The 25,434-nt window shown below is 60.8% G+C and carries 26 protein-coding genes; 7 read left to right on the top strand and 19 right to left on the bottom strand.

Features of this window, described 5'->3' with window-relative positions; translation table 11 throughout:
• Positions 1 to 5: 5 nt before the first annotated feature.
• The 5 genes from AB8B20_RS21150 to AB8B20_RS21130 all read left to right on the top strand — a co-directional run bounded on the left by AB8B20_RS21150 (position 6) and on the right by AB8B20_RS21130 (position 3,565).
• A complete protein-coding gene (locus tag AB8B20_RS21150; protein ID WP_439074087.1) occupies positions 6 to 1,103 on the top strand; it encodes a sn-glycerol-3-phosphate import ATP-binding protein UgpC in 1,098 nt (365 codons plus the stop codon).
• 158 nt (positions 1,104 to 1,261) lie between these two features.
• Positions 1,262 to 1,687 (top strand): Hsp20 family protein, encoded by a 426-nt coding sequence (locus AB8B20_RS21145; RefSeq protein ID WP_439074088.1) that lies wholly within the window; start codon positions 1,262 to 1,264, stop codon positions 1,685 to 1,687.
• 106 nt (positions 1,688 to 1,793) lie between these two features.
• Positions 1,794 to 2,060 carry a DUF1150 family protein gene (locus AB8B20_RS21140; RefSeq protein WP_439074089.1) on the top strand — a complete coding sequence of 89 codons (267 nt, stop codon included), beginning with the start codon at positions 1,794 to 1,796 and terminating at the stop codon, positions 2,058 to 2,060.
• 357 nt (positions 2,061 to 2,417) lie between these two features.
• Positions 2,418 to 3,005, top strand: a complete 588-nt coding sequence (locus AB8B20_RS21135) for a hypothetical protein (RefSeq protein ID WP_439074090.1) — start codon at positions 2,418 to 2,420, stop codon at positions 3,003 to 3,005.
• Between the two features lie 32 nt (positions 3,006 to 3,037).
• Positions 3,038 to 3,565, top strand: coding sequence for a hypothetical protein (locus AB8B20_RS21130; RefSeq protein ID WP_439074091.1), 528 nt, complete (start codon positions 3,038 to 3,040; stop codon positions 3,563 to 3,565).
• A gap of 112 nt (positions 3,566 to 3,677) precedes the next feature.
• Here the strand turns inward: AB8B20_RS21130 and ptsN are convergent, their stop codons facing one another.
• The 7 genes from ptsN to AB8B20_RS21095 form a co-directional block, all read right to left on the bottom strand.
• A complete protein-coding gene (gene ptsN / locus AB8B20_RS21125) occupies positions 3,678 to 4,139 on the bottom strand; it encodes a PTS IIA-like nitrogen regulatory protein PtsN (protein ID WP_089266376.1) in 462 nt (153 codons plus the stop codon).
• Positions 4,140 to 4,363: 224 nt separating this feature from the next.
• Positions 4,364 to 4,969 carry a ribosome hibernation-promoting factor, HPF/YfiA family gene (gene hpf / locus AB8B20_RS21120; protein ID WP_089266375.1) on the bottom strand — a complete coding sequence of 202 codons (606 nt, stop codon included), beginning with the start codon at positions 4,967 to 4,969 and terminating at the stop codon, positions 4,364 to 4,366.
• 59 nt (positions 4,970 to 5,028) lie between these two features.
• Positions 5,029 to 6,705: an RNA polymerase factor sigma-54 gene (rpoN, locus tag AB8B20_RS21115; RefSeq protein WP_175369396.1), complete on the bottom strand. Its 1,677-nt coding sequence runs from the start codon at positions 6,703 to 6,705 to the stop codon at positions 5,029 to 5,031.
• Between the two features lie 90 nt (positions 6,706 to 6,795).
• Positions 6,796 to 7,812 carry an LPS export ABC transporter ATP-binding protein gene (gene lptB, locus AB8B20_RS21110; RefSeq protein ID WP_093757864.1) on the bottom strand — a complete coding sequence of 339 codons (1,017 nt, stop codon included), beginning with the start codon at positions 7,810 to 7,812 and terminating at the stop codon, positions 6,796 to 6,798.
• 197 nt (positions 7,813 to 8,009) lie between these two features.
• Complete coding sequence (locus AB8B20_RS21105; RefSeq protein ID WP_439074092.1) at positions 8,010 to 8,681, bottom strand: LptA/OstA family protein; 672 nt, start codon at positions 8,679 to 8,681, stop codon at positions 8,010 to 8,012.
• Positions 8,682 to 8,686: 5 nt separating this feature from the next.
• Positions 8,687 to 9,436, bottom strand: coding sequence for an LPS export ABC transporter periplasmic protein LptC (gene lptC, locus AB8B20_RS21100; protein WP_439074093.1), 750 nt, complete (start codon positions 9,434 to 9,436; stop codon positions 8,687 to 8,689).
• Positions 9,437 to 9,611: 175 nt separating this feature from the next.
• Positions 9,612 to 10,226 carry a ribonuclease D gene (locus AB8B20_RS21095; RefSeq protein ID WP_439074094.1) on the bottom strand — a complete coding sequence of 205 codons (615 nt, stop codon included), beginning with the start codon at positions 10,224 to 10,226 and terminating at the stop codon, positions 9,612 to 9,614.
• A gap of 170 nt (positions 10,227 to 10,396) precedes the next feature.
• Between AB8B20_RS21095 and AB8B20_RS21090 the strand changes: the two genes are divergently transcribed.
• Complete coding sequence (locus AB8B20_RS21090) at positions 10,397 to 11,233, top strand: NYN domain-containing protein (RefSeq protein WP_439074095.1); 837 nt, start codon at positions 10,397 to 10,399, stop codon at positions 11,231 to 11,233.
• A 36-nt stretch (positions 11,234 to 11,269) separates the two neighbouring features.
• On the opposite strand, the gene AB8B20_RS21085 is transcribed toward AB8B20_RS21090, so the two are convergent.
• From AB8B20_RS21085 to AB8B20_RS21040, 10 genes are all read right to left on the bottom strand, one after another.
• Complete coding sequence (locus tag AB8B20_RS21085; RefSeq protein WP_439074096.1) at positions 11,270 to 12,946, bottom strand: thiamine pyrophosphate-binding protein; 1,677 nt, start codon at positions 12,944 to 12,946, stop codon at positions 11,270 to 11,272.
• Between the two features lie 49 nt (positions 12,947 to 12,995).
• Positions 12,996 to 14,498 carry a tripartite tricarboxylate transporter permease gene (locus AB8B20_RS21080; RefSeq protein WP_092140811.1) on the bottom strand — a complete coding sequence of 501 codons (1,503 nt, stop codon included), beginning with the start codon at positions 14,496 to 14,498 and terminating at the stop codon, positions 12,996 to 12,998.
• Positions 14,495 to 14,944, bottom strand: a complete 450-nt coding sequence (locus AB8B20_RS21075; RefSeq protein WP_439074097.1) for a tripartite tricarboxylate transporter TctB family protein — start codon at positions 14,942 to 14,944, stop codon at positions 14,495 to 14,497. The genes AB8B20_RS21080 and AB8B20_RS21075 overlap by 4 nt, the downstream gene beginning before the upstream one ends.
• Before the next feature lie 73 nt (positions 14,945 to 15,017).
• A complete protein-coding gene (locus AB8B20_RS21070) occupies positions 15,018 to 15,983 on the bottom strand; it encodes a Bug family tripartite tricarboxylate transporter substrate binding protein (RefSeq protein WP_093757858.1) in 966 nt (321 codons plus the stop codon).
• A 46-nt stretch (positions 15,984 to 16,029) separates the two neighbouring features.
• Positions 16,030 to 17,454 carry a UbiD family decarboxylase gene (locus tag AB8B20_RS21065; RefSeq protein WP_093757857.1) on the bottom strand — a complete coding sequence of 475 codons (1,425 nt, stop codon included), beginning with the start codon at positions 17,452 to 17,454 and terminating at the stop codon, positions 16,030 to 16,032.
• A gap of 119 nt (positions 17,455 to 17,573) precedes the next feature.
• Positions 17,574 to 18,113, bottom strand: a complete 540-nt coding sequence (locus AB8B20_RS21060; RefSeq protein WP_093757856.1) for a TIGR02444 family protein — start codon at positions 18,111 to 18,113, stop codon at positions 17,574 to 17,576.
• A gap of 43 nt (positions 18,114 to 18,156) precedes the next feature.
• Positions 18,157 to 18,750 carry a UbiX family flavin prenyltransferase gene (locus AB8B20_RS21055; protein ID WP_439074972.1) on the bottom strand — a complete coding sequence of 198 codons (594 nt, stop codon included), beginning with the start codon at positions 18,748 to 18,750 and terminating at the stop codon, positions 18,157 to 18,159.
• Position 18,751: 1 nt separating this feature from the next.
• Positions 18,752 to 19,132 (bottom strand): cupin, encoded by a 381-nt coding sequence (locus AB8B20_RS21050; RefSeq protein ID WP_092140823.1) that lies wholly within the window; start codon positions 19,130 to 19,132, stop codon positions 18,752 to 18,754.
• Positions 19,133 to 19,156: 24 nt separating this feature from the next.
• Entirely contained in the window at positions 19,157 to 20,656 is a 1,500-nt protein-coding gene (locus AB8B20_RS21045) for a 4-hydroxyphenylacetate 3-hydroxylase family protein (RefSeq protein ID WP_439074098.1), read from the bottom strand.
• A 50-nt stretch (positions 20,657 to 20,706) separates the two neighbouring features.
• On the bottom strand, positions 20,707 to 21,237 hold the full coding sequence (locus tag AB8B20_RS21040) for a flavin reductase family protein (RefSeq protein ID WP_439074099.1): 531 nt from the start codon (positions 21,235 to 21,237) through the stop codon (positions 20,707 to 20,709).
• Positions 21,238 to 21,439: 202 nt separating this feature from the next.
• On the opposite strand from AB8B20_RS21040, the gene AB8B20_RS21035 reads away from it, so the two are divergent.
• Positions 21,440 to 21,979 (top strand): MarR family winged helix-turn-helix transcriptional regulator, encoded by a 540-nt coding sequence (locus AB8B20_RS21035; RefSeq protein ID WP_158596735.1) that lies wholly within the window; start codon positions 21,440 to 21,442, stop codon positions 21,977 to 21,979.
• A 27-nt stretch (positions 21,980 to 22,006) separates the two neighbouring features.
• Here AB8B20_RS21035 and AB8B20_RS21030 read toward each other — a convergent pair whose 3' ends face one another.
• A complete protein-coding gene (locus AB8B20_RS21030; RefSeq protein WP_093757853.1) occupies positions 22,007 to 22,696 on the bottom strand; it encodes a response regulator in 690 nt (229 codons plus the stop codon).
• Positions 22,693 to 25,413 carry a DUF4118 domain-containing protein gene (locus AB8B20_RS21025; protein ID WP_439074100.1) on the bottom strand — a complete coding sequence of 907 codons (2,721 nt, stop codon included), beginning with the start codon at positions 25,411 to 25,413 and terminating at the stop codon, positions 22,693 to 22,695. Before AB8B20_RS21025 ends, AB8B20_RS21030 begins: the two co-directional genes overlap by 4 nt.
• Positions 25,414 to 25,434: the final 21 nt, after the last annotated feature.

Raw genomic sequence — 25,434 nt, 5'->3', positions numbered from 1 at the left:
TTCAGATGGCCAATGTTTCGCTGCGCAACGTCCGCAAGACCTATCCCGGCGGCTTCGAGGCCATCAAAGGCATCGATTTCGATATCGGTGACGGCCAGTTCTGCGTGCTCGTCGGGCCAAGCGGCTGCGGCAAGTCAACCTTGCTGCGCATGGTTGCCGGCCTCGAAACCGTCACCTCCGGCGAGGTCGATATTGGCGGCCGTGTCGTCAACGAGATCGAGCCGGCGGATCGCGACATCGCCATGGTGTTTCAGAATTATGCGCTCTATCCGCATATGAGCGTCTACAACAACATGGCCTACGGCCTGCGCAACAGGGGCATGCCGAAGCCGGAGATCGATACGCGCGTACGCGAAGCCGCTCAGACACTCGAACTCGCCGGCATGCTCGATCGCAAGCCCAGACAATTGTCCGGCGGCCAGCGCCAGCGCGTTGCCATGGGCCGCGCCATCGTCCGCCAGCCGAAAGTGTTCCTGTTCGACGAGCCACTGTCCAATCTCGATGCCAAGCTGCGCGTTGCCATGCGGGTCGAAATCCGCAAGCTGCAACGTCGCCTCAAGACGACGTCGATCTACGTCACCCACGATCAGTTGGAGGCGATGACGCTGGCGGATATTCTGGTGGTGATGAATGGTGGCCAGGTCGAGCAGATCGGCAGTCCGCTCGATATCTACCGCAAGCCGGCGACCACTTTCGTCGCCTCCTTTATCGGCGCGCCGCCGATGAACCTGATCAAGCTGGGCGGCGATGAGATCCGTGCGCAGTTCGCTGGCGACAGCCGCAGCGCTGCCGAGGCCGGTATCCTGGGCGTCCGGCCGGAAGACCTTGCAATCTCCGGCGAGGCGGCAGCTGACGGCGGCATCACACTGAACCTGACGGTCGAGGCCATCGAGCGGGTGGGCGCGGAAACCTTCGTCTATGGCACCCGTGCGCGGGCCGAGAGGGCCGTCAGTGCCACTCCGGGCGAGCTGCCCGAGGGCGAGGTCATCGTGCGTATCCCTGGCCAGGATGCCCCGGCCATCGGTGCTTCGATCCGCGCCACGGCTCCCCGCGACAAACTGCACCTGTTCAGCGTCGATGGCCGCAATCGGATCGATATCTGATCGGTTTCAAGGCCTTAGTAACGGTTTCCCTGCAATTTAGAGGTGCTTGAACCGGGCTTTGGCATGCCCATATTGTTGATTGACCGGTTGGCAGAGTGCCGATTGGCCAGGGGTGCCGTAAGGGCCCCTCAAAGTCGCTTCGAGAGGGCTTTGTAGGTATGTCTCGTGTTCCTTCGTTATCTAGTCCGTTCCTTTTGGGATTCGACGAGATTGAGCGTGCGCTCGATCGCGTCGTCAAAGGCGCCGACGGTTATCCTCCTTACAACATCGAGCGGTGCGACCGTAACAACGGTCAACCCGAACGCCTGCGGATCACGCTGGCGGTCGCAGGTTTCACCCGCGATCAGCTCGATGTGACCACCGAGGAAAACCAGCTCGTGATCCGGGGCCGCCAGCAGGACGACAAGACCCGGCAATACATCCATCGCGGCATCGCCGCGCGCCACTTCCAGCGCACCTTCGTGCTGGCAGAGGGGATGCTGGTGCTGGGTGCGGATCTGAAGAACGGGCTGTTGTCGATTGATCTGGCCAGGCCTGAGCCTGAAAGGGTCATTAAGACAATCGCTATCAATGACCACGAATAATGCATGACGCGACAAACTGGTTTCCGATTTTCGATCAGGTCATGCATCCTGAGTATGGAACGAGTAGCGGACTCGACCGCTTGATCTCATAGAAGGAGTCGAGACGATGACTGAAGTTGTTACGATCAATGAAAGTGCCGCCGTCACCACCGAAGCATTGGCGCATCTGGGCGAAGGTATGATCGCGTATGTGAAGCCGGTTCGCTCGGAAGACGTGCCGGGACTGTTCCCGCAGGCGCCGGAGATTGCGCCCGGATTGCAGCTGTTCGCGCTGCACGCCGCCGACGGCACGCCGATCATGCTCACCGACAGCCGTGAAGCGGCGATCGCGAATGCATGGAGCCAGGAATTGCAGACCGTCAGCGTTCACTAACGCGAACTGGCCAGCATGCAGACGTCAGGATACGCGGTGATAACCGCGTATCCCAATGTCGAGTATCCCGGCGTCCAAACGACGATCATCACGCGCAGGCGCTCGGCTTGCATGACGCGGTATCTATTTAACCCGTCGTCAATATCGTGAGCACATTATCGGACGCAATCGATTCGCACGCGACCTCTCATCCGCTGCGCCATCTGAAAAACTGATCCCCCCATCAATAGCAATCTGGATATCCGACGCGATGGCATCATTGCGCCTGATCTTTGCTGCTGTTTCACAGAAGAAAATGGTGACTACGCATTCACCATGACTTGAGAAAATCTGGTCATGTTGAGATTCGAGGTCGCCATGAATGGATCGACACAAGCTCAGATAGTTCAAGTCGAAGGCTTGCTACGGAGCTTCGGTGCAACGATCACCGCTCCGAAATCAGAGGCAGTTCCCCGGACCGGCTCCTGGGGTTTTGATAGTCGGCCAGTGATCGCAGCCTGTTTCGCGATCCTCGTCTTTGCACCGGGCTGCGCAGCTGCCACCGTATTCTTGATGCGCGCCGACGGCACCGTCCCTCCCATCATCGCACCCGACAACAGCCCGCCTTTCGTGACCAAGTCAGACCGCTTGCCGCTCGGGCAATGGAGTATCGAGGCCGTTCAGAGCCTCGGCACTCTAAATAACGCGCGCCTTGCGACGGCTGCTGCACTCGCAGATCCCATATTCCTCTCACCAATCCTGATCCGCGGCAGCCTCGAGGACGGCACGCTCACGACCTTCGCCGAGCCCGCGGCCATGCCTGGGCCGACCATGCTGCTGTCAAAGCTGCGGGTGAAGCGTGACGTCCGGCGCCCCAAGCCACCCAAACTCGTCGCCGAAATCACTCACCCCGAGCCGCCACAACCAACCTTCTTCGAAAAGCTGTTCGGACGACGTTTCAACTAGCTCAGTCACTCTTCTCACAAGCGAGGAACACAATGCAAAACACTGCCGCGATGAACTCGGACGTCAAAGCTCTCCTCACTTTGCTGTTGCTGAAGACCGGCACCAGTTCGCCGGAGATTCACAATGCTCTGCAGCTTGCTGCCGCATCGCGGGTAATGATGGCGGAAGAACATGCCAATCCGATGCGCATGCAGGGCATAGAAGCTTCAGGCAGCAACGTCGCCAAGCTTCGTCCCGCAACCGCCGTCAACGTTCCTGAAACGTCAGCGGCCGTGCGACGCATGAAGCAGAGCGCAGACGCGATGAATTCCGACGTCAAGGCGCTGCTGACGTTGCTGCTGCTCAAGAGCGGCGCGGATTCCAACGAGATCCAGACAGCACTGCGGATGGCAGCATCGTCGCGCGCAGTCGCTGCAGCGGAAGAAGCAGAATCGATCCGTGCCGAAACGCAGGCCGAAGCTGCTTCTGCAGCCATGAACGAGCTCGCATCGATCACCGCGCGGCAGGCGGTGCGCAACGAGTCGCTCGCTCCAATCTCGGCCAAGGAATTCGCGGCGTAAGCTGGCAAGGCCAACCAGCCTTCTATCTCCGCGCAAGCAGGGATCTGGTTCGGAGTAGGAGAATCGCCCGGTCCAACCGGGCGATTCCAGCGTAAGCTGCGGTGTGAGATGGTTAGGCGGCTGTCGCTGGCGGCAAAGCGAGCACCGAATAGATCGCCTGCGCGTCACGGGAGGCACGCAGCTTTTTGGCGACGTCCTGATCGCGTAGCAGACGGGCGATCCGCGCCAGCGCCTTCAGATGATCGGCGCCCGCACCTTCCGGCGCCAGCAGCAGAAACACCAGATCGACTGGCTGGCCGTCCATGGCCTCGAAATCGATCGGGCGATCGAGGCGCGCAAACAGGCCGAACAGCTTGTCGAGCTTCGGCAACTTGCCATGCGGAATGGCAACGCCATAGCCCACGGCCGTCGTACCGAGCTTCTCACGCTGCAACAGCACCTCGAAAATGGCGCGGTCGTTCTGACCGGTGAGCGCGGAAGCGCGCGCAGCGAGCTCCTGCAGCGCCTGCTTCTTGCTGTTGACCTTCAACGCCGGGATTATCGCCTCGGGCGCGACCAGATCGGTAATCGTCATTGACCGTTCCGAGGATGTTTGACCGTCAGCGGGTAGTTAGAACCAAAACCGGCAGCGTCAAGAAAGACTGGAAAGGGACATCGTTCCCTGTGATGGAAAACGCGCCGGGCGCGAACGCCCGGACGTACTCTAGCACCGGAACCCCCCATGCGAAATCCATTGACCGGTATAACCCTGTCAAAGGCGGCGGACCATAGGGAGGGGCCGTTTGGGCGTCAATGCCGTCAGGACGGTTTAACCACCGGTGGATCGACCCAACCCACGTTACCGTCGCCTCGGCGGTACACGATATTCACCCGACCGGTACTGCCATGCAGGAATAGCACGACGGCCGCGCCGGTGAAATCAAGTTCCATGACAGCTTCGCTCACCGAGAACCGCTTCAGCGACCTGGTCGATTCGGCAATGATGACCGGATCGTAGCCACTATCGGCATCGCCCTCATGATCGGGCGCCTCAAGAATGTAGCTCGGCGCGTCCAAAGTCGGAGCCGTGAGTTCGGCCATCGCCTGATTTTCAGCATGCGTCTTGCGCGCGGAACGATCCTTCAGCCGGCTCTTGTAGCGACGCAAACGTTTCTCGATCTGAAGCAGCGCCTGATCGGCGCTGGCGTAAGCATCCGCTGCATTGGAGTCAGCTTCGAGCGTAATTCCGGAATCGAGATGCAACGCACAATCGGTGCGGAAGCCGAAGCCGTCTTTGCTGAGCGTGATGTGACCTGAATAGTTGCCATCGAAATATTTGCGAAGGACCTCATCGGTCCGCTCGCTCACGCGGCCGCGCAAAGCGTCTCCGACATTGATGCTTTTTCCCGAGATACGAAGGGTCATGCTGATGCCTCGATTCTTCTGCCTTGAACCGACAGTATCCCGTTTCCACGGGAGTGCAATCAAGCTGGTGCAGTGTCGCGGGATCGGTCGGGTGCCCTATCGGACGGAGTGGCGGGTGCCGTGAGTGCATTGCCGAGCATACTCTGCTTGTCGCGCCGGCGCTGAACTGAAGACGGGATACGCATGGCTTCACGGTATTTGGCAACGGTACGACGCGCGATATCAATTCCGGCTTCGCGCAAGCGTTCCACGATCGTGTCGTCCGAAAGAATAAGAGAAGGACTTTCTCCATCAATCAATTGCTTGATGTGATGTCGCACCGCTTCAGCCGAATGCGCTTCGCCGCCATCAGCCGACGCGATCGACGCCGTAAAGAAGTATTTCAATTCAAAGCTGCCGCGATTTGTCGCCATGTACTTATTGGCGGTAACGCGCGACACTGTCGATTCATGCATTTGAATGGCATCAGCAACAGCCTTGAGATTCAGCGGCCGAAGATGCGCAACACCCTGCGTAAAGAAGCCATCCTGTTGCCGGACGATCTCGGTCGCAACCTTCAGGATAGTACGCGCGCGCTGATCGAGCGCACGCACCAGCCAGGTCGCATTTTGTAGACAATCAGTGAAGTACGACTTGTCACCATCCTTGCGGATCGTTTTCGACAATTCGGAATAATAAACCTGGTTCACGAGAACGCGCGGCAGTGTGTCGCTGTTCAACTCAACATGCCAGCCGCCATCAGGACCCGGCCGCACATAGACATCAGGCACTACGGTTTGTGTTCGCGCCGAGCCAAACTTCAGACCGGGCTTCGGATCGAGTCTGCGAATCTCACCGATCATGTCGGTCAGATCTTCGTCGTCGACGCCGCAGATTTTTCTGAGATTGCCGATGTCGCGCTTGGCCAGGAGATCGAGATGCTCGACCAATGCCTGCATCGCGGGGTCGTAACGGTTCTGTTCACGCAACTGGATTGCGAGACATTCGCTGAGACTGCGCGCGCAGACACCCGGCGGATCGAATTTCTGCAACGCACCGAGAACGCTTTGGACATCGTCAACAGAGGCGCCCAGCCGCTCATGCACGTCGCCGAGATCTTGTGGCAGGTAGCCGGCCTCATCGACGAGATCGATCAGATACTGACCGATCATCCGCTGCGCGGGCGACGAGAACGCCACCGAGAGCTGTTCGGCGAGATGGCTGCCGAGTGTCACTTCCGCGGCAACGAAGGCCTCAAGATTGTAGCTGTCGTCGTTGGAGGCGCCGCCGCCCCATTCGGTATAGGCGGTCGGAGCAGCATCTTGTGCGTTGCGTGCGGCGGCTTCGGCCGGCTCTTCGGAGAAGACGTTGTCCAACCCGGTGTCCAGGGTCTGCTCGATCTCGGCGCGGGTGCCGAGTTCGCGGTTCATCCACTCGTCGGGCGCCGGCGCATCGAAGCTGTCGCCGCCTGAACGATCGGAAAAATCGGAATGGTCGCCGCCATCGTCGTGGCCGGAGGCATAGCCCGCCTCGTCCTGGCTCGAAAACTCGCTGCGCTCGGGGCTGGCCTCGCCGGCCACGGGCGGCTCAGGACCGTCGCTGGCGCGTTCCAGCAGCGGATTGCGCTCCAGTTCATCTTCGACAAAGGTTGCGAGATCGAGATTCGACAGCTGCAGCAGCTTGATGGCCTGCATCAGCTGCGGCGTCATCACCAGCGACTGGGATTGCCGGAACTCTAGTCTCTGCGTCAGCGCCATGGAGGCAAAAACCGATCCAAAAGTTGGTCCGTTTCTTGCTTATCTCTTTCCCGGCCTGATGTACACGGCTTGACGAATTGTAAATTTGGTCTACAGGCGGAATTCCTCGCCAAGGTAAAGCCGACGCACGTCCGGGTCAGCCACGATCTCCTCTGGAGATCCCTCCGTCAGGATTTCACCAGCATAGACGATGTAGGCGCGGTCTGTCAGCCCCAGCGTTTCGCGCACGTTATGGTCGGTGATCAGCACGCCGATGCCGCGATTGGTGAGGTGGCGGACCAGGTCTTGAATGTCACCCACCGCAATCGGGTCGATGCCGGCAAAGGGCTCGTCGAGCAGCATGTAATTCGGCCGCGTCGCCAGCGCGCGCGCAATTTCAACGCGGCGGCGCTCACCGCCGGACAGCGCGATCGACGGCGACTTGCGCAGTCTCTGGATGTTGAACTCTTCGAGCAGCCCGTCGAGCTCGCGCTCGCGCTTCTTGCGGCTGGGCTCGACGACCTCCAGCACCGCACGGATGTTCTGCTCGACCGTGAGGCCGCGAAAAATCGAGGCTTCCTGCGGCAGATAGCCGATGCCGAGGCGCGCACGTTGATACATCGGCAGCTGGGTGACGTCGTGGCCGTCAAGCTCAATAGCGCCGCTGTCGGGCTTGATCAGGCCGGTGATCATGTAGAACACCGTGGTCTTGCCGGCGCCGTTCGGTCCGAGCAGACCGACGGCCTCGCCGCGGCGAACATAAATGCTGACGCCGCGGGTGACCTGGCGTGAGCCGAAGCTCTTTTTCACATTATGGACGGCCAGATAGCCCGCACGCGGGGCAGCTTTTGGTGCGGCGGCGCCGTTGGTCCGGGGCCGCGGCGGCGCCTTGTCCGGACGGCGGGCCGGTGCAGGCTGTGGGGCACGCGGCGCCTCCGCCCGGGCTTGCGGAACCTGGGGCGTATCGGCCGGGGCGGTCCGCGCGAGTGGCGGCGCCTCACGGCTGGGATTGCCCAGCATGTCGCCCATGCTGTCGCCGAGCGCCGTGATGTCGACCGGCGAGCGTGCAAAGCCTTGCGGACCGCGTTTTGGAGCGCGCCGACGGAACATGCCGAGGAAATCAACCATTCGCGCTTCGATCAGCCTCTAAACGTCATCCGCGCCAGGTCGCGGCATGTTCGATCACTGGGAACAGCATGGCGGACTAAATGTCCCTTGCCCAGCCGAACGCCAAGCCTTCCATGTCGATTAAAACAATGGCGATAACGGGTTACGCAGCCAGATTCAACCGGATCCGGCTCGTCTATATCGGCAAACCCTTCGAATTACTTGGGTTTTCCGCCTCCAGGCCCGGGTATGATCGAGGTCGGGCCACCGCCACCCTTCTGGCCGGACGACTCGAACATGCCCTGGACCCTGCCGCTGTTGGATTCGACGCGTGAGGTGCCCGTGGTCATATCCACGGTCAGACGATCGCCGCGCAGCACATTCTTGCCCTGGGTAAGCACAACATTGCCCTGCATGGTGACGAGATTGGTCCGGGTGTCGAACACCGCCGTCTCGCCGGTGACGACCTGGTCCTTCTGGGTGACGATGACGCCGCCGCGCGCTTCAAGCCGCTTGATCGCCGACGAACCGCCCGGGCCCGGCTGCGCCGCCTTGATCGGCGCCTTGGGCGCAGCCTTGGCCGCCGGCTCGTTCGCGGAGCCGCCGCCGTCATAGAAGACCACGAGAGTCTTCGACTTCATCGTGGTGTCGCCCTGCACGACCTTCACATCGCCTGCGAAGGTCGCTTCCTTTTTCTTGTCGCGCATTTCCAGCGATGCGGCCTCGATCTGGATAGGCTGATCGCGATTCTGCGAGAAGCCCTGCATCGCGTTCGGCACACCCTGCACCGCGCTCTGCGCATTTGCATCGGCTGTCAAAGCCAGCACGAGCACGGCGATCGCAGCGCCGGTCACCCCGCGAAATCGGACATTACTGACGGGAAAAATCATCACATTCATTTCGCGTTGGCGCGCTTGCCGTTGGCGGCCCGCGGTTTCACGGGCTCCGGCGCGGCTGCGGGCTCCGCCACGGTCTCAGGCTGAGCCGAAGCGTCCGGCGAAGGCGGGTCCATCTTCAGGTTCATCGACACACCGCCCTCGAACCGAACCAGCTCACCGTGTTCCGTGATGCGCATCCGTTGCCCGAGCAAAGTGCCATTGAGAAGTTTGACATCGACCGGTTCGTCCGACGTGACCGTGCCATTGGCAATATCAATGTTCGCCTGTGTCAGCTTGGCTTCGTAGCCGGTCGTCGTTTGCAGGAAAATGTCCTGATACAGATAGAGCATCTGCGATTTCGAATTGAACTTCCCGGTGCGGGCATCCATCGTCATCGTCGACTTGTCTTCCATCATCACCTTGGCGCGCAAGGTCGTTAGTTCGACATTATCGGGATCTGTCAGATCCTGCGTCGCGGCCTTGGCCCATAACTCATAGGGCCGTCCGTCCGGCGAGAAACCGGCCAGATGCGGCGTCTCCATGGTGATCTTGGTCCCCGAAACGACCAGATTGCCCATGTCGAGGGGCAATTTGGCGAGGATCCGGAACGGATTGAAGATCGACACGCCGACAATTGCCGCCATCGACAGGATCACGACGGCAGGGACAGCAATCCGCAGCAGACGCACCAGACGGCTATGGCGTGCCGCGGCCCTGAACCGCGCATCCATGCCCGTCTGATAGCTGGGAATCTGAACTGAACTCACCGTCGCTCCAACGGGCCATGCCATAAAGGGCCACACCGAAAGGCCTGCCAAACCGGCGCCAGTCTACGCTGAAATGCACCAGTTTGCAGCCCCGCCCACCAGAACGAGGAGTATGACCGAAACGCGGCGGGAGGGGCCCTGAACTGTTTCAGAAAGTCACTTCGCCGCAGGCCGGTCACGAATGAGCGAAAATGTCCTCGTTTTCCCAGCCCGAAAGGTCGAGTTTGGCCCGGGTCGGAAGGAAGTCGAAACAAGCCTGCGCCAGTTCGGTGCGGCCTTCGCGCGCCAGCATGACGTTGAGGCGCTCGCGCAGCCCATGCAGATGCAGCACGTCCGACGCGGCGTAGGACAGCTGCGCCTCGCTGAGTGTCTGGCTGCCCCAGTCGCTCGACTGCTGCTGCTTCGACAGATCGACGCCGAGGACTTCGCGGACCAGATCCTTGAGACCATGCCTGTCGGTATAGGTGCGGCACAGGCGGGAAGCGATCTTGGTGCAATAGACCGGCTCAGGCATGACGCCGAGCGCGTTGTAGAGAGCCGCGAGATCGAACCGCGCAAAGTGAAAGATCTTGGTCACCTTCGGGTCACCGAGCAGCTTCTTCAGGTTCGGCGCGTCTGTGTGGCCCATCGGGATCTGCACGACATCGGCACTTCCATCGCCGGGCGAGAGCTGCACCACGCATAGCCGGTCGCGATGCGGATTGAGACCCATGGTCTCAGTGTCGATCGCAACTGAATTGGTGTAGCGGCTCAGATCCGGCAGATCGCCGCGATGCAGGCGGATGGTCATGGTCTTAATTGCCTCTTTAAGCGCCCGCGATTCGCGGGATTTGGGTGACTTTACCGCGCTATGGCCGGGCTGACGAGAGATACGGTCCCTTAGGTATGTTTCGCCTGCAGCAAAAAGCTGACAGACTGAGCGGACCATTCATCCATCGCGCTAGCGGGCAGAGGTTGCAGATGAACGTCGCACAGCAGCGCTTGCCCCGTTTCGCGGTCCTGATCGATGCCGACAACACGTCCCCGCAGATCGCCGGCGGCCTGTTCGAGGAAATCTCCAAATTCGGCGAAGCCAGCGTTCGCCGTATCTACGGCGACTTCTCAAGTCCGCAGCTCAGATCCTGGGCCGATATCCTGCAGAAGCACGCCATCGATCCCTACCAACAGTTCGCCTATACCAAGGGCAAGAATGCGTCCGATATCGCGCTTGTCATCGACGCGATGGACCTGCTGCATAGCGGACGGTTCGACGGATTTTGCCTGGTGTCCTCCGACAGCGATTTCACCCGCCTTGCCTCACGGCTGCGCGAGCAAGGCGCTGACGTCTACGGTTTTGGCACGCGCAAGACGCCCGAGAGCTTTCGGCAAGCCTGCCGGCGCTTTGTCTATACGGAAAACCTGATCGCCGAGCGTGCGACGACTACGACCGAGCAGCCGCCAGCGGCGGCCGCCTTGAAGACCCCGGCTGCGGCGATTCCCATTTTGGAAAGGGTCGTCGCCCAGCTTGGCAATGAAGACGGCTGGGTCAATCTCGACCGCGTCGGAGAGCAGCTGCCGAACTTCGTCTCCGATTTCGATGTCCGGAATTACGGTTTTAGAAAATTGAGCGATCTCGTGCGCAAGACTGAAATCTTCGAGATCGAGAAGACCGAAGCCGGTCGCCTGAGGCTTCGGGCCAAGCCGAAGGCGAAGCCAGCAGAACCGAGGCCGACGGAAGCAAAGGCAAAACGGAGAGAGGCATCTGGCCGCGCCAGAAAATCTGCCAAGGACCGCGAAAAAGCCGCCAGCTCGAATTAGCGACTTTCCAGTTCAACGACAGGCTCCGGACCAGCCTCAGATGCGCCGGTCGGGCGTCAACTGGTTGCGATTGACGCGCAATTCGATGATCGAGGGCCCCTTGGCCTCCACCGCCCGGGCGAAAGCTGCAGGAAATTCCTGATGCGTTTCGATGGCCTCTCCATAAGCGCCATAGGATCGGGCGAGTGCCGCGAAGTCGGGATTGAGCAGGTCCGTGCCGCTCGGACGATTCGGGAAATGAAGCTCCTGATGCATCCGGATAGAGCCATACATCGCATTGTTGACGATGATCACGACAATCGGCAGTCGCTGCTGGACCGCGGTCGCGAATTCCTGCGAGGCCATCATGAAGCAGCCGTCACCGGCCAGGCAGACGACCCTGCGTTCGGGATGGCGCAACTGCGCTGCAATCGCCGCCGGCAGGCCATAACCCATCGAGCCGGACTTCGGCGCTATCTGGGTGCCCAGCTTTCTGTAGCGATAATAGCGATGCAGCCAGATCGTATAGTTGCCGGCGCCATTGGTAACGATGGCATCGTCCGGTAATTTGGTATTGAGGTGATCGATCACCGTAGCGAGATCGAAAGGCGGCGCATCGGTGCGCGGCGCCTGATAGTCGACGTAAGCCTGACGCGATTCCGCGCGCCAGCTGGCCCATGCCCCGCTGTCGAGCGGAGACAAATCGGCCAGCGCTTCGGCGAAGCGCGAGGAATTGGCGGGAATCCCGAGGGTTGGCACATAGACGCGGCCGAGTTCGTCGGGTCCAGGAAACACGTGGATCAAGATCTGTTTCGGAGTTGGGACGTCGAGCAGGGAGTAGTGATTGGTCGTGACATCTCCCAGCCGATCACCGATCACCAGCAGCAGATCCGCCGTCTTGACCCGCGCCATCAGCGGGCGGCTACAGCCGAGGCTGATATCGCCGATATACTGGTCACTGCGGTTATCGAGCACATCCTGCGAGCGGAAACCGGCGACGACCGGCAAATCGTTGCGTTCGACGAAGGCCGTGAACTGTTCGACCGCGGCCGAGGTCCAGCCGAGATTGCCGACGATCACCAGCGGCCGCTGCGCCTTTTGCAGCAGCGCGCGCACTTCGGCCATCTGCGACGCCGACGGCGAAGCTTCGATGACGGTCGCAGGCGCCGCATCGGCAACGTCGCTCATCGCGCTGAGCACGTCTTCAGGGATCGAAAGCACCACCGGCCCCGGCCGTCCCTGCATCGCGACATGAAAAGCCCGGCTCACCAGTTCCGGAATGCGATCGACCGCGTCAATCTCGACGGCCCATTTCGTCATGTCGTCAAAGGTGCGTACGTAGTTCATCTCCTGAAAGCCTTCACGGCCCAGATGACTGCGCGGCACCTGCCCGACGATCAGGATCATCGGCGTGGAGTCTTGCCACGCGGTGTGCAATCCGAGCGCCGCCTGCATGGCGCCAGGGCCGCGGCTGACCACGCAAATGCCCGGCCGGCCTGAAATTTTGCCGTCGGCTTCAGCCATATGAGAAGCCGTGGTCTCATGCCGGCAGACAATGAAGCGGATCCCGGCATCCGGCTCATACAGCGCGTCAAAGATCGGCAGCGCGCTTTCGCCGGGAACGCCGAACATGCGATCGGCGCCATTGCGCCGCAAGGCCGCGACGAGAATCTCGCCACCATTGCGCTGACCGGCCTTGCTGACCGATGACTGTGTCGGCTCGTGCTTGTTCATGGCGTCTCTCGTCCTGATCTCGCCCGCCGAAATTGCGGACAGAGCAATCTCATTCCTGGAATACTTCGCCCCGGCGCTTGCTGATCGACGGCATCACGATCGAAATCAGCAGGGCAGCCGATAGCAGGAGCAACGTGAGGCTGATCGGCCTTTGCAGAAACACCATCGGATCCCCGTGCGACGTGATCAGGCTGCGCCGGAAATTCTCTTCGACCATCGGACCGAGCACGAAACCCATCAGCAGTGGCGCCGGTTCTGCGTCGAGCTTGCGCAGGATGTAACCCAGCGCCGTAAAGCCCACGGTCATATAGATGTCGAAGCTCGAATTATTGACCGAGAACACCCCGATCGCGCAGACCACGAGAATGACGAGATAGAGAATACGATACGGCACGTTGAGCAGCCGGACCCAGATGCCGATCATCGGCAGATTAATGATCACAAGCATCGCATTGCCCAGGAACATGCTGGCGATCAGACCCCAGAACAGATCCGGCTGACGCGAGATAATCGTCGGCCCTGGCGCAATACCGTGCAGCGTGAGCGCGCCGACCAGCAGCGCCATGGTCGCGCTGGTCGGAATCCCCATGGTCAATAGCGGAACGAATGACGTTTGCGCCGCAGCGTTATTGGCCGACTCCGGCCCGGCAACGCCCTCGATAGCGCCGTTACCGAAGCGCTCGGGCGTTTTGGATACGCGCTTCTCCAGCGCATAAGACGAGAACGACGCGATGGTGGCGCCGCCACCGGGCAAGATTCCAAACAGCGTACCCAGCAGCGTACCGCGAGTCACCGCCCCCCAGGCGCCGCGCAACACTTTAAACGACGGCCAGATACTGTTGATCTTCGAATGGTTCACGATGCGGGTTGAGACGTTTTCGAGGTTGGAGATCACCTCGGCCACGCCGAACAAACCCATCACCAGCGCGACGAAATTGATACCATCAGACAGCTCGATCAGCCCGAACGTCATTCGTGCTTCGCCGGTATTGATATCCATACCCACCATGCCGAGCAGCAGGCCGAGGAAGATCATCGCCACGGCCCGGAAGGCCGAACCGTTGGCCAGCACCACCGCAGACACCAAACCCAACACCATCAGCGAGAAGTAGTCCGGCGAGGCGAACTTCTGCGTCATCAGCGCAAGCGGCGGACCGAGCAGTGCAATCACGACAGTTCCGAAACATCCCGCGATGAAAGAACCGATTGCGGCGATGGCCAGCGCCTCGCCGGCGCGGCCCTGTTGCGCCATCTTGTAACCGTCGATGGCTGTGACCACCGACGTCGACTCACCTGGAATATTGACCAGGATGGCCGTAGTCGAACCGCCATATTGCGCGCCGTAATAAATTCCGGCGAGCATGATGATGGCGCCAATCGGATCAAGCGCGTAAGTGGCCGGCAACAGCAGCGAGATAGTGGCCACTGGACCGAGGCCGGGCAGCACGCCGATCAACGTACCGCAAACGGCGCCAACGAGGCAGAACAACAAGTTGAGCGGCGTCGCGGCGATGGAAAACCCGTGGCCGAGGCCGGCGAAGATATCCATCATGGCAGCACACTCACCGGAATCTTGAGAAGCCAGACAAAGACCACCGAGGAGGCGATCGCCAGCAGGACGCCAGTAATCGCGCTGGCAAGCCATGTCGTTTCGCGCGAGGCGAAATGAGACAGACCGACCTGCACCAGGATCGCGATCACGAGACCGGCGCGTTCGACCAGGAGACCGAACGCCACGAAGGACAACAAAACGAAAAACAGTGGCCGCAGATGCAGCCTACCGACCGACACGCCCTCCGTCGTCAACCCCTTGACGATCATGACGAGACCCATGCCGAGCAGGATCAGGGCTAGGCCAAGCGGAAAATAACCCGGGCCCATGTCGAGCACGGAGCCGATCGTCAGCGTGCGGATATAGAGCAAAGCAACGATGGCGACGACGACCAGAAGCAGACCCGAATAGAAGTCCGAATTCCCACGCTGCGCGATTGATTTCATGGCGGGCTCCTATGCCGTCGGAGGCGGATGAAGGCAGCGATGCAATGAATCCGCCGCCCGCGATGTCGGGTGATCAGGTCTTCTTCTCGGAGATTTCCTTGAGCAGCGTGCGCCACTGCTCGACTTCCTTGGTGATCTGCGCGGTGTATTCGGCCGGCGTAGTGAACACGGTCGATGCACCGGCGACCGCCATGTTCTTCTTCACTTCGGGATCCGCAGCCATCTTCTTCAGGGCGGCCGACACCTTTTCAACGATTGCATCCGGTGTCGACGCCGGCGCCATGATGCCGTTCCACGACTCCACCGCATAGCCCGGCGATACGGTCTCGGCGACCGTTGGAAGCTTCGGCGTGAATTCGCTGCGTGTTGCAGACGTCACGGCAAGTGCGCGCACGGTATTGGCTTCGATCTGCGGCAGTGCGTCGGTCATGTTGGTGAAAGACAGATTGACCTCACCCGCAACCACTGCGGCCGTCGCCGGCGATCCGCCCTTGAATGGCACATGGGTCATCTTGGTGCCAACGCGGGCATCGAAGAGGGCGACGGAGAAGTACATCAGACCGCCGGCGCCGCTGGAGCCATAGGTCAGCTTGCCGGGATTGGCCTTGGCATATTTGACCAGATCTTCCATCGAGTTGATTGGAAGCGACGGATTGACGATCACAGTCTGCGGAATGGTGCTGACGACACTGATCGGCTTGAAGCTCTTGACCGGATCATAGGAGGTGGTCTGCGCGACCGGCGCGATCGAGATCGCACCCACGCTGCAGACGCACAGTGTGTAACCATCGCCCGGGGACTTCGACACGAGATCGGAGCCAACGATGCCGCCGGCACCGGCGCGATTGTCGACGATCACTGTCTGACCGAGTTCCTTCTCCAGGAAACGCGCGGTGATGCGCCCGACCGCATCGGTGTAGCCCCCCGGAGCATAGGGCACAACGAGCTTGATCGGCTTCGTCGGCCACTCCTGCGCCGAGGCAGTGGTGGCACTCAATCCGGTACCCATCAGCAGGGCCGCTACGAGAAGTCGCTTCATCGGTTTTTCCTAGTGATTGAGAAAATGTCGAGAGGGCTTCAACTACTTATGCAATGTTCGTTCCCACGAGCCCGAGTGCCTGGGTCGCCTTGTCTTCACCCGCAGCAAAATGGCTGAGTTCGATATCGGTCTTCGCGAACTCAACGCGCCGGAACTTGTCCTGATCTTCGAACGGCACCGTGGCGTCTATGCCGAGCTTGGTGCGAATGCCTTCCTTGCTGACACGCACATATTCATGGCCCCGCGCGCCGGGAATCAGAATGAGATCGCTGGACGCTTCCATGCGCGTCGCGACAGCGTATTCGACATCAATGGGATCGCGAATATCGATGTCGTGATCGACCATGGTAATCAGATCGAGATCCTTCAGCGCACCGAAGGCGGCCATCATCGCATTGCGCTGCAGACCGTTATGCTGGCGGCTCTGCTTCTTCACTTGAATGACCGCATGGAAACGATGCAGTCCGCCCGACGTCATCTCGACGTCGGTGACGATCGGGATCGCCGACTGCAGCACCTTGAGCAGGCTGGCTTCGAGCACGTATTTGCGGAGGATGATGGTTTCGCGGCCGAAGCCGTTGATGACGTGATAGATCGGCCGCAGGCGATGGGTGACAGCCGTTACCTTCAGTACCGGCGCATCCGCAGCCGGCGCGGCGAAGCCAACGAATTCGCCGAACGGACCTTCCGGCGCGACGTCGTCGATCGAGATTTCACCTTCCAGCACGAATTCGCATTCGGCCGGCACGATCATGTCCTGCGACACAGCCTTCACCACCGTCAGCGGCTTACCTGCGAGACCGCCGGCCACCGCAAGTTCGTCCGCCGTTTCGGGCATCTGCGAACCCATCGTCGCGGCTGTGAAGTGGAGCGCGAGATCGGTGCCAATGCAGACCGCTACCGGCAGTGACGTGCCGCGCGCCTTGGCGCGCTCGAATGCGAGGCGAAGATGGCGGCCGAAATCGAGTTTAATGGCGACCCGATCCGGGCCCAATAGCTGCAGCCGATGATAGGACGCATTGTAAATGCCGGTCTCAGGGTCCTTTACGATCACAATACCGGCGGTGATGTAGCGCCCCGCATCGCCCGGCGCATGGAACAGCGCTGGCAGTAACTTTGTAATATCAAAACCAGTCTTCAGCACGACCTCCTGAGACGGCGCGCTGGAGACGACTTCCGGCGGCAACGGACCGCCCATCGCGCGCTGCACGAGACCGCGAATGCCGTTGAAATCGAGGCCGAACGCGGCCTCGCAATTCTCCTTCGAGCTCAGCAGGTTTCCGATCAGCGGAACGTCGTAACCCTTGACCGACGGAAACAACAGCGTCTGACGTCCGTCATGCTTCTTCAGAACCGCTGCGATCTCCAGATGCGGATCGGCGGGTCGCTCGAATGTCATGATGCGATCGTTCTTGGCCAAGCGCGCCAATGCCGAACGGAATCGTGTGTCGAGGATCTGCGGATGCGGCATGTCGGTCTTTTTCTCGTTTTCGCCTGATCACATAATTGCGAAGAAAGATAGCTAAGTACCAAAGCTAGTCAAGCACGCTCCCTAGGCACGGACTGACTAATTTCGATGCGTGCACTGCATCATTGCAGTAATTTATCAGTGGCTGAGAGGATCGCCCCGATCGCGGGCGACAGCCCATCGATCCGGTGATGATGCTCCTTGCCCAGCGCATGACGAACGACATGGTGGAGGACGTTACTCACCTCGTCACGCGTCGATCTGCGCTGTTGTGAGGCATACTGCCCCAGCCATGCGACGAGCAGATCATTCTCCAGCGACTCGGCGGCGAGTTCTCCAGCCTTGATCTGTGCGCGCAACTGTTCGCTGGCGACCGATGGCGCGGGCGCCGGCCCCAACTTCAACGCGGTTCGGATCGTGCGGAGGGGGTGCACGATCTGTTCGCGCCAGGGACGGCAGGTACGATCCATATTCTCGATGTCGGAAGGAGTGAGATGAATACCCTGCTGCGCCACCGCAAACGTCGCGACGAGCAGCAGCATCACATCGACGCCGGCCTCAGCCTGAAGTTTCAGGCAGGCTTCCGGTACGCCCGGTTCCGCATAGAGCTTGAGGGCAAAGGCCCAGCTTTCGCTTGCGGTGGGCGGGCTGTCATCGGTCATTGTCGCCACGCAACCGTATCTGGTGACGCCGACAATGCCGCGCTCATGGGATATCTCGGGTTTTGGCGGGATTGAGGCCTTCCCAGCGGCTCACCACGCCGGTCTGGATGCCGAACAGGTCGAGCACCCGTCCAAGCGTCTGATCGACCATTTGCTCAAGGCTGTTGGGCCGAGCATAGAATGCCGGCACCGGCGGATAGACTATGGCGCCGATTTCGGTCACCGCTGCCATCGACCTGAGATGACCGAGATGCAGCGGCGCCTCGCGCGCCATCAGGACTAGCCGCCGGCGCTCCTTGAGGACAACGTCGGCTGCGCGCGTCACCAACGACGAGGTAATGCCGGTGGCGATTTCCCCTAGGCTGCGCATGGAACATGGCGCGATCACCATGCCCATCGTCCTGAACGATCCGCTGGCGATTGTCGCGCCGATATTGTCGGCCTGATGCACCACATCGGCGAGAGCGGTGACATCGGATATCGCAAGGTCCAGTTCCTGGGTCAGCGTGATCTTCGCTGACCGACTCAGCACGAGATGCGTTTCGACGTCGGTCGCCTGCAACAACCGCAGCAGCCGGACACCATAAATGGTGCCCGACGCTCCGGTGATGCCGACGATCAGGCGCCGCGGTGCAATCTCAGGCTGGGTCGAAATAGTGAATCTCCATCAGGACGCAGCCACCGACCGATTTGAACGGGCCATGATAGGCACCGGGCGGACGGCAGGCATAGGTGTTGGGCTGAAAGGACTCACCGCCGTTACCCTGCTTGTCGTTACCGACAATCAAGTCGCCGGTGAACAGGAACACTTCTTCCCAGTATTCGTGCACGAAAGGCTCGGTAGTGTAAACGCCGGGCGCGAAGCGCAGCAGGCGGGTGCGGCTGCCCCGCTTGTTTACCTCATCGAGCGCGCCCGACAGGATCTTCTGCTGGATGCCTGCCGGGTAGCCCGCAGGCGTCTCCCATCCCGAGGACATATCGACGGTGCGGAATTCATCGTGAAGTTTGTTGATGGCCATAGTCAAGTTTCCTGCAGGGACGGATCAAGCGACAGCGCGCGGCGATGTGGCCGGCGCCGTGGAGGTGGTGACTTCATCGGCAAGGTCATAGCTCGCCAGCATCTTGTCGAGCAACGCCGCCGATTTCATCCAGTCATAGGTCCGGAAAGCATGGCCCTTGGTGACAAAGGTCGCGCCCGCGAAGAACATCTCGTATTGCGAGTGACGCGAGGCGAATTCCGAACCGACCGCATCCCAGGCCAGCTTGTAGAACTTGACCTTCTCGGTCGCGCTGGCGGCGGGGGACTGCTGGGTCTTGCCGATCAGGCGCGCCAGTTCCGGATTGCCGAAGTCCTTTACCGAGGACGGCAGCATGATCATTCCGCCGCCGGCGAGTTCGCGCAGCGTGTTGATGACCTTGGAATAGAGCTGCTGGGTAAGGACTTGTGCCGAATACAGCATCGCCCGGTCTGGCACATAATAAGCGCCCCGCTGGGTGCCCTTGGTCTCCATTGCGACGACGAAGGCTTCGACCATCGACACTTCGGCTGCGAGCTGGCCTAGCATTTCCCTGACCTGCGGGAAGCCGGCGATGCCGTTGGTTTCAGCGGTCCGATGCGCGATCCCGATCAGGAAACGCAGCTTCACCGAGAGCCGGATCATCGCCTGATAATTCTGATACACATGGGCCGGGGTGGCGTGGAACTGCTTCTGGCACATCGCGATGTCATCGACGATGAATACGCGATCCCAAGGCACCTTCACGTCGTCGAAATAGAGCACAGCATCGTTTTCATCGAAGCGGCTGGACAGCGGATTGTCGAACACCGATGGCGACGCGGCTTCATAGGACTTGCGCGACAGGACCTTCAGACCCTTGGTGTTCATCGGGATCGCGAAAGACACCGCGTATTTCTCGTCGCCGGGCTGCAGCGGCTGGATACAGGTGACGAACACCTCATTGGCCATGATGCCGCCAGTCGCCAGCATCTTGGCACCGCGGATCGTCAGGCCCTCGGCATCGCGCGACACCACGCCCGCCGACAGGAATGGATCGGCCTGCTCGGCCGCGCTCTTGGAACGGTCGGCCTGGGGGTTGATGATCACGTAAGTGAGGTAGAGGTCGTTGTCGCGGGCGTAGCGATAGTAATCCGCTAGCGCCTTCGCGCGATCCTTGTTGTAAGCCTCGAAGACCTCGACGCCCATATACATACCTGCGACGCAGGAAGCGACGTGATCGGGCGCGCGGCCCATGAAGCCAGCATGCAGCTCGGTCCAGGCTTCCAGCCCACGACGACGATTGACCAACGCATCATAGCTGCCGGGCAGTTCCCAGATCCGGTTGGCGCGGGTGCCGGTTTCGGTCTCGAAAGTCATCAGCTCGCGATTTTCCGGCGCGCTCTGGAAATCGAACATCCGTCCGATAGAAGCCACCGCGCCCCGGAACGCCGGATGGGTGGTCACGTCATCCACCAGCTCGCCATCGAGATAGATTTCACGGCCGTCGCGTAGGCTCGCGATGTGCTGTTCGCCGGTCTTGATCATGGGTTGCCTCGGTCACTTTCGGTCATGGGTAGCATTTCAGGTGCGTTATTTCAGTAGTGCATCGGCAGCGGCCATTCCGGGTTGCGCTCGGTACTTGCAAGGCTGCGATAGGCCCCACGGAAGAAGACCAACGGCTCGTTGGCCGGATAGGCGCTGAACTTCACCACCTGGCCGACGAAAATCACATGGTCCCCGCCGTCATATTGCGCGTATGGCGCGCATTCGAAGTGTGCGAGCGCGCCGGCGATCAGGGGTGCCGCCTCATGGCCCAGCGTATGTTCGACCGCCGCCCACTTGTCGCCGAGCGCCTTGGCGAACTTGTTCGACAGATGCTCCTGATCACGGCCGAGGATGTTCACGGCATAGCCCTTGGCCTCGGTCATCGCCTTGAGGCTGAAGGCCTTGCGGTCGATCGAGAACAGGATCAACGGCGGATCCACCGAAACCGAGTTGAACGAACTCATGGTCAAGCCGATCGCCTGGCCATCAGCCGCTTCGGCCGTGATCACGGCGACACCGGTGGCAAACTGTCCGAGCGCCTGTCGGAAGGCGCGGGGATCCAAGTCGGCAGTGGCGCCCATGGTCATCTCCTGATCGCGAAACCTGAACGACGCGCATTAGCTTTATAACAAAGCTATATTATCGAACGAAAGCGCGCGCTGTCAAGCATGGCTGGCCTGCTATCAAAACGCACTGGTTCCAACTTGTTTGTGCGTAACGCCGCCGCTATACGACTCATAGGTGTGCGGGGACCTGATGGCGATTAAGAGCAAATCACGTAAAATGAAGGTAGAACCGACGATTTCGCGGCCACAATTGATGGTCGACGGATCGGATCGGGCTTTCCGCCAATTTGTCCATGACACATTGGCGTTTTCGGCGCGGCTTCAGGCTGTGCGCGGGCAACTCGGCGCAGTGATCGGCCTGTCCGGCACGCAATACACAGTGCTGATCGCCATTGCTCATTTGAGCGGCACGGATGAGAAGATCGGCGTCAATCAGGTCGCCGAGCACCTGCACTTCAGCGGCGCGTTCATTACGATCGAGATCAACAAGCTGGTATCAAACGGCCTTGTTGAAAAAGAGACCGATGAGGAAGATCGCCGCCGCGTCATTCTGACCATCACGCCGAAAGCGCGCGCGCTGCTCAATGAATTGGCACCCGTTCAGCGTCCGGTGAACGATATGCTGTTTCGCAGCATGTCGGCTGCGGATTTCGAGCGAACGCGCAAGCTGATGTCGGAGATGGTGGACGCCGCCGACGAGGCAATCCGGCTGCTGGACTACAACGCACCGGCATCGGTCGCCCGGCAGACCAAATAACCTGCTGTTTGACGGCTTTGTCGTTAGCTATTCTCCGGCGCGCAGCCGGTAGCCGATACCCGTTTCGGTCAGGACGAATTGCGGGCGCTCCGGATCGAGCTCGATCTTTTGACGCAGCTGGCGGACATAGACGCGCAGATATTGTGCGTCGGTGAGCTCGTCCCACAATTCCTTCAGCAGAAACCGATGGGTCAGCACCTTGCCGGCATGCTGCACCAGGACCCGCAGCAACTCATATTCCTTTGGTGACAGTTTCACCTCACGGTCACCCACCTTGACGATGCGGCGCACCAGATCGACCGACAATTCCCCGGAGCGGAATACCGGCCGCTCGCCATGAACCTGCAGCTGATGCCTGAGCGCAGCCCGCATGCGCGCAAGCAACTCATCCATGCCGAACGGCTTGGTGAGATAGTCGTCGGCACCGAGATCGAGCGCCTGCACCTTGCCAGCTTCATCGCCGCGGCTGGACAGCACCACGATCGGCACGCTGTCGTCACGGGCGCGAATCATCTGCAGCAGATCGTGGCCCTGGATGTCCGGCAGGCCCAGATCGAGGATGATCAAAGCGGGTTTCTCCACCAGTTTCTCCAGCGCGATCTTGCCGTTGCTGGCCTCAAGGATGTCATAGCCCTGGGTGCTGAGGCCCATGCGCAGCAATTTGCGGATCGGCGGCTCATCATCGATGATCAGGACCTTGATGGCGGCGGTGTTCATGCGGCGGTGTCCAGAGCTTCGGAGGCCGGCGGGATGGGAAGGCGGATGGTCAGCACGGCGCCTGATCGGTCGGCGCGATTGGTGGCCGAAATGGTGCCATGCATTGCCTCAACAAAGCCCCGGGAGATCGCAAGGCCGAGGCCGGTGCCCGCCCGAACGTGATCGCCCTTGTTGGCGCGATAAAATTTATCGAACACCTGCTCGAGATCGGCGGGTGGAATGCCTGCCCCCTCGTCCGTCACCTGCAGCGAGACTGAGTCCGCATCGCGTATGGCCCTGATCGTGATGGCGGTGTCATCCGGGGCATATTTCGCGGCATTATCAAGCAAATTGAACAGCACCTGCTCGAACAGTACCGCATCCAGCTCCAGCATCGGCAGGTTTGGCGACAGATCGAGCGCGACGCGATGCCTGCTGAGGATCTTGCCGGCCCGGCGCAGCGCGCTGCCGACGATCTCGGCGAGATCGTGCAGCGTTGCATTGGGCACCACGGCACCGGACTCCAGCTTGGTCATATCCAGCAGATTGGCGATGAAGCGGTTCAGCCGCTCGGATTCGTCGATCACCGTGCCGAGCAGATCGGCCTTCTCGGCCTCGCTGAGCTTCGGCGACAGATCGCGCAGTGTGGAGGCCGCGCCGAGCACGGAGGCCAGCGGCGTCTTCAGATCATGCGAGATCGAGGTCAGCAGCGCCTGACGCAGCCGGTCAGATTCGACGTTGCGCTCGGCACGGTCCATGTCTTCGACGAGCTGCACGCGCTCGATGGCGAGTGCGCTCTGGTCCACAAGCGCATCCAGCAACCGGCGCTGGTCGGGTGTCAGCAATGGCCCGGTGCGGTCATCGTCGATGCCGATCACACCGATCGGTCCACGACCGGTCCGCATCGGCAGAAACAGCCGCTTCGCGCCGGGCAATGTTTCAGAGCCACGACCGGCGGGGCGATCGTTGCTCCAGGCCCAGTTGGCAGCGGCCAGATCCGCCTTGTCCAATTCGTCCTCAGGCGGATATCCGGCCTTGACGGTGATCACACCCTGCTCCGGCAACAGCAACACAACCCGCACCTTCAGCATCAATGCGATCTGATACGCGCTCGCCCACAGCACGTCGTCAAGCGCCGCCGTACCCGCGAGTTTGCGGCTGAACGCATAGAGCGACTCGGTTGTGCGCACACGGCCAAAGGCCGAGACGGCCTGGGTGCGCACCCGCGCCGCGACATTGGACACGAGAATGGCGATCAGCATGAAGAAGAAGAAGGCCGCCACATTGGTCGGATCGGTGATGGTGAGCGTATAGACCGGCGGCAGGAAGAAAAAATTATAGCTCAGCGATGCCACGACGCTCGCCAGCAGCGATGGCCAGAGACCAAAGCGCACGGCGACGCCGACCACGGCGGTGAGAAACATCAGATCGACATTCTCGATCCCGAAGATCGGACGCAGCAGCGTTGCGACCCCAAGAGCCAGCGCCACGACTGCCAGCGCCGCAATATAGGGCTTTGCATCGAACGGCTCGACGCGATCGGTCATCTGCGCACGTTTCGCAGCCGGCTCCGTTGGCAACGCATCGCCGGCGATCACATGCACACTGATATTGCCGGCGCGCCGCACGAGATCATGCACCACCGAACCGCGCACCAGCTCGAACCACCACGACCGTGATGCCTTGCCAATCACAATCTGGGTAACGTTGTTGGCATGGGCATAACCGAGCAGATCGTCCGCGATGCGCCGGCCTGCGCCCGGAATCGTCAGCGCTTCGGCGCCAAGTGCCTCGGCAAGCCGCAGCGTATCGGCCAGCCGGTCGCGCTGTTCTTCGGTGAGTTGAAGGCTGCGTCGCGTCTCGATGCTGACCGCCGTCCACGGCGCGTGAAGCCGATCCGCGAGACGCTTGGTGTAGCGCACCAGCCCGGCTGAGCGCGGGTCCTCACTGATACAGACCAGAATGCGTTCGCCGGCAGCCCACGGGCCGGCAATGGCATTGGCCTGCATATGCGTGAGCAATTGCTCATCGACCCGGTCGGCCGTCCGTCGCAACGCCAGCTCGCGCAACGCCGTGAGATTGCCAGGCGAGAAATAATGCTCCAGCGCGCGCTCGGCCTGTTTGGGAACGTAGACCTTGCCTTCCTTCAGGCGCTGGATCAGATCGTCCGGGGTGAGGTCGATCAGCTCGATGGCGTCTGCACGATCGAACACCGAATCCGGCACGGTCTCGCGCACCCGCACATGAGTGATTTGGGCGACCACATCATTCAGGCTTTCGATGTGCTGGATATTAACTGCCGTATAGACGTCGATCCCTGCGGCCAATAATTCCGCGACGTCGAGATAACGCTTGGGATGGCGGCTGCCCGGCGCGTTGGTATGAGCGAGTTCGTCCACCAATGCGATCTGCGGGCGCCGCGCAATCAGCGCATCGAGATCCATTTCCTCGAGTTGCTGGCCCTTGTGATCGATGCGCTTGCGGGGAAGCACCTCAAGGCCGGTCAACAGCGCCTCGGTCTCGGCGCGCCCGTGGGTCTCGACCACGCCAACCACTACATCGCTGCCCGCCTTGCGCCTGGCATGGGCGCTCTGCAGCATCTCATAAGTCTTGCCGACGCCGGGGGCGGCGCCGACGAAGATCTTCAGCCGCCCGGCGGCATCTTCCTCGCGCCTTGCTGTCTCCAGCAAGGCCTCAGGCGAAGGTCGTTGGTCGGGATCGCGGCGCTGATTTGCCATAAGGCAATATAGTCTCCGCCA

Origin of the sequence: Tardiphaga sp. 866_E4_N1_4 (genome assembly GCF_052076075.1) — a bacterium.
In the GTDB taxonomy this organism is placed as follows: domain Bacteria; phylum Pseudomonadota; class Alphaproteobacteria; order Rhizobiales; family Xanthobacteraceae; genus Tardiphaga; species Tardiphaga robiniae.
The sequence above is the reverse complement of the archived record's forward strand: the minus strand, read 5'-3'. Positions and strand labels throughout refer to the sequence as shown.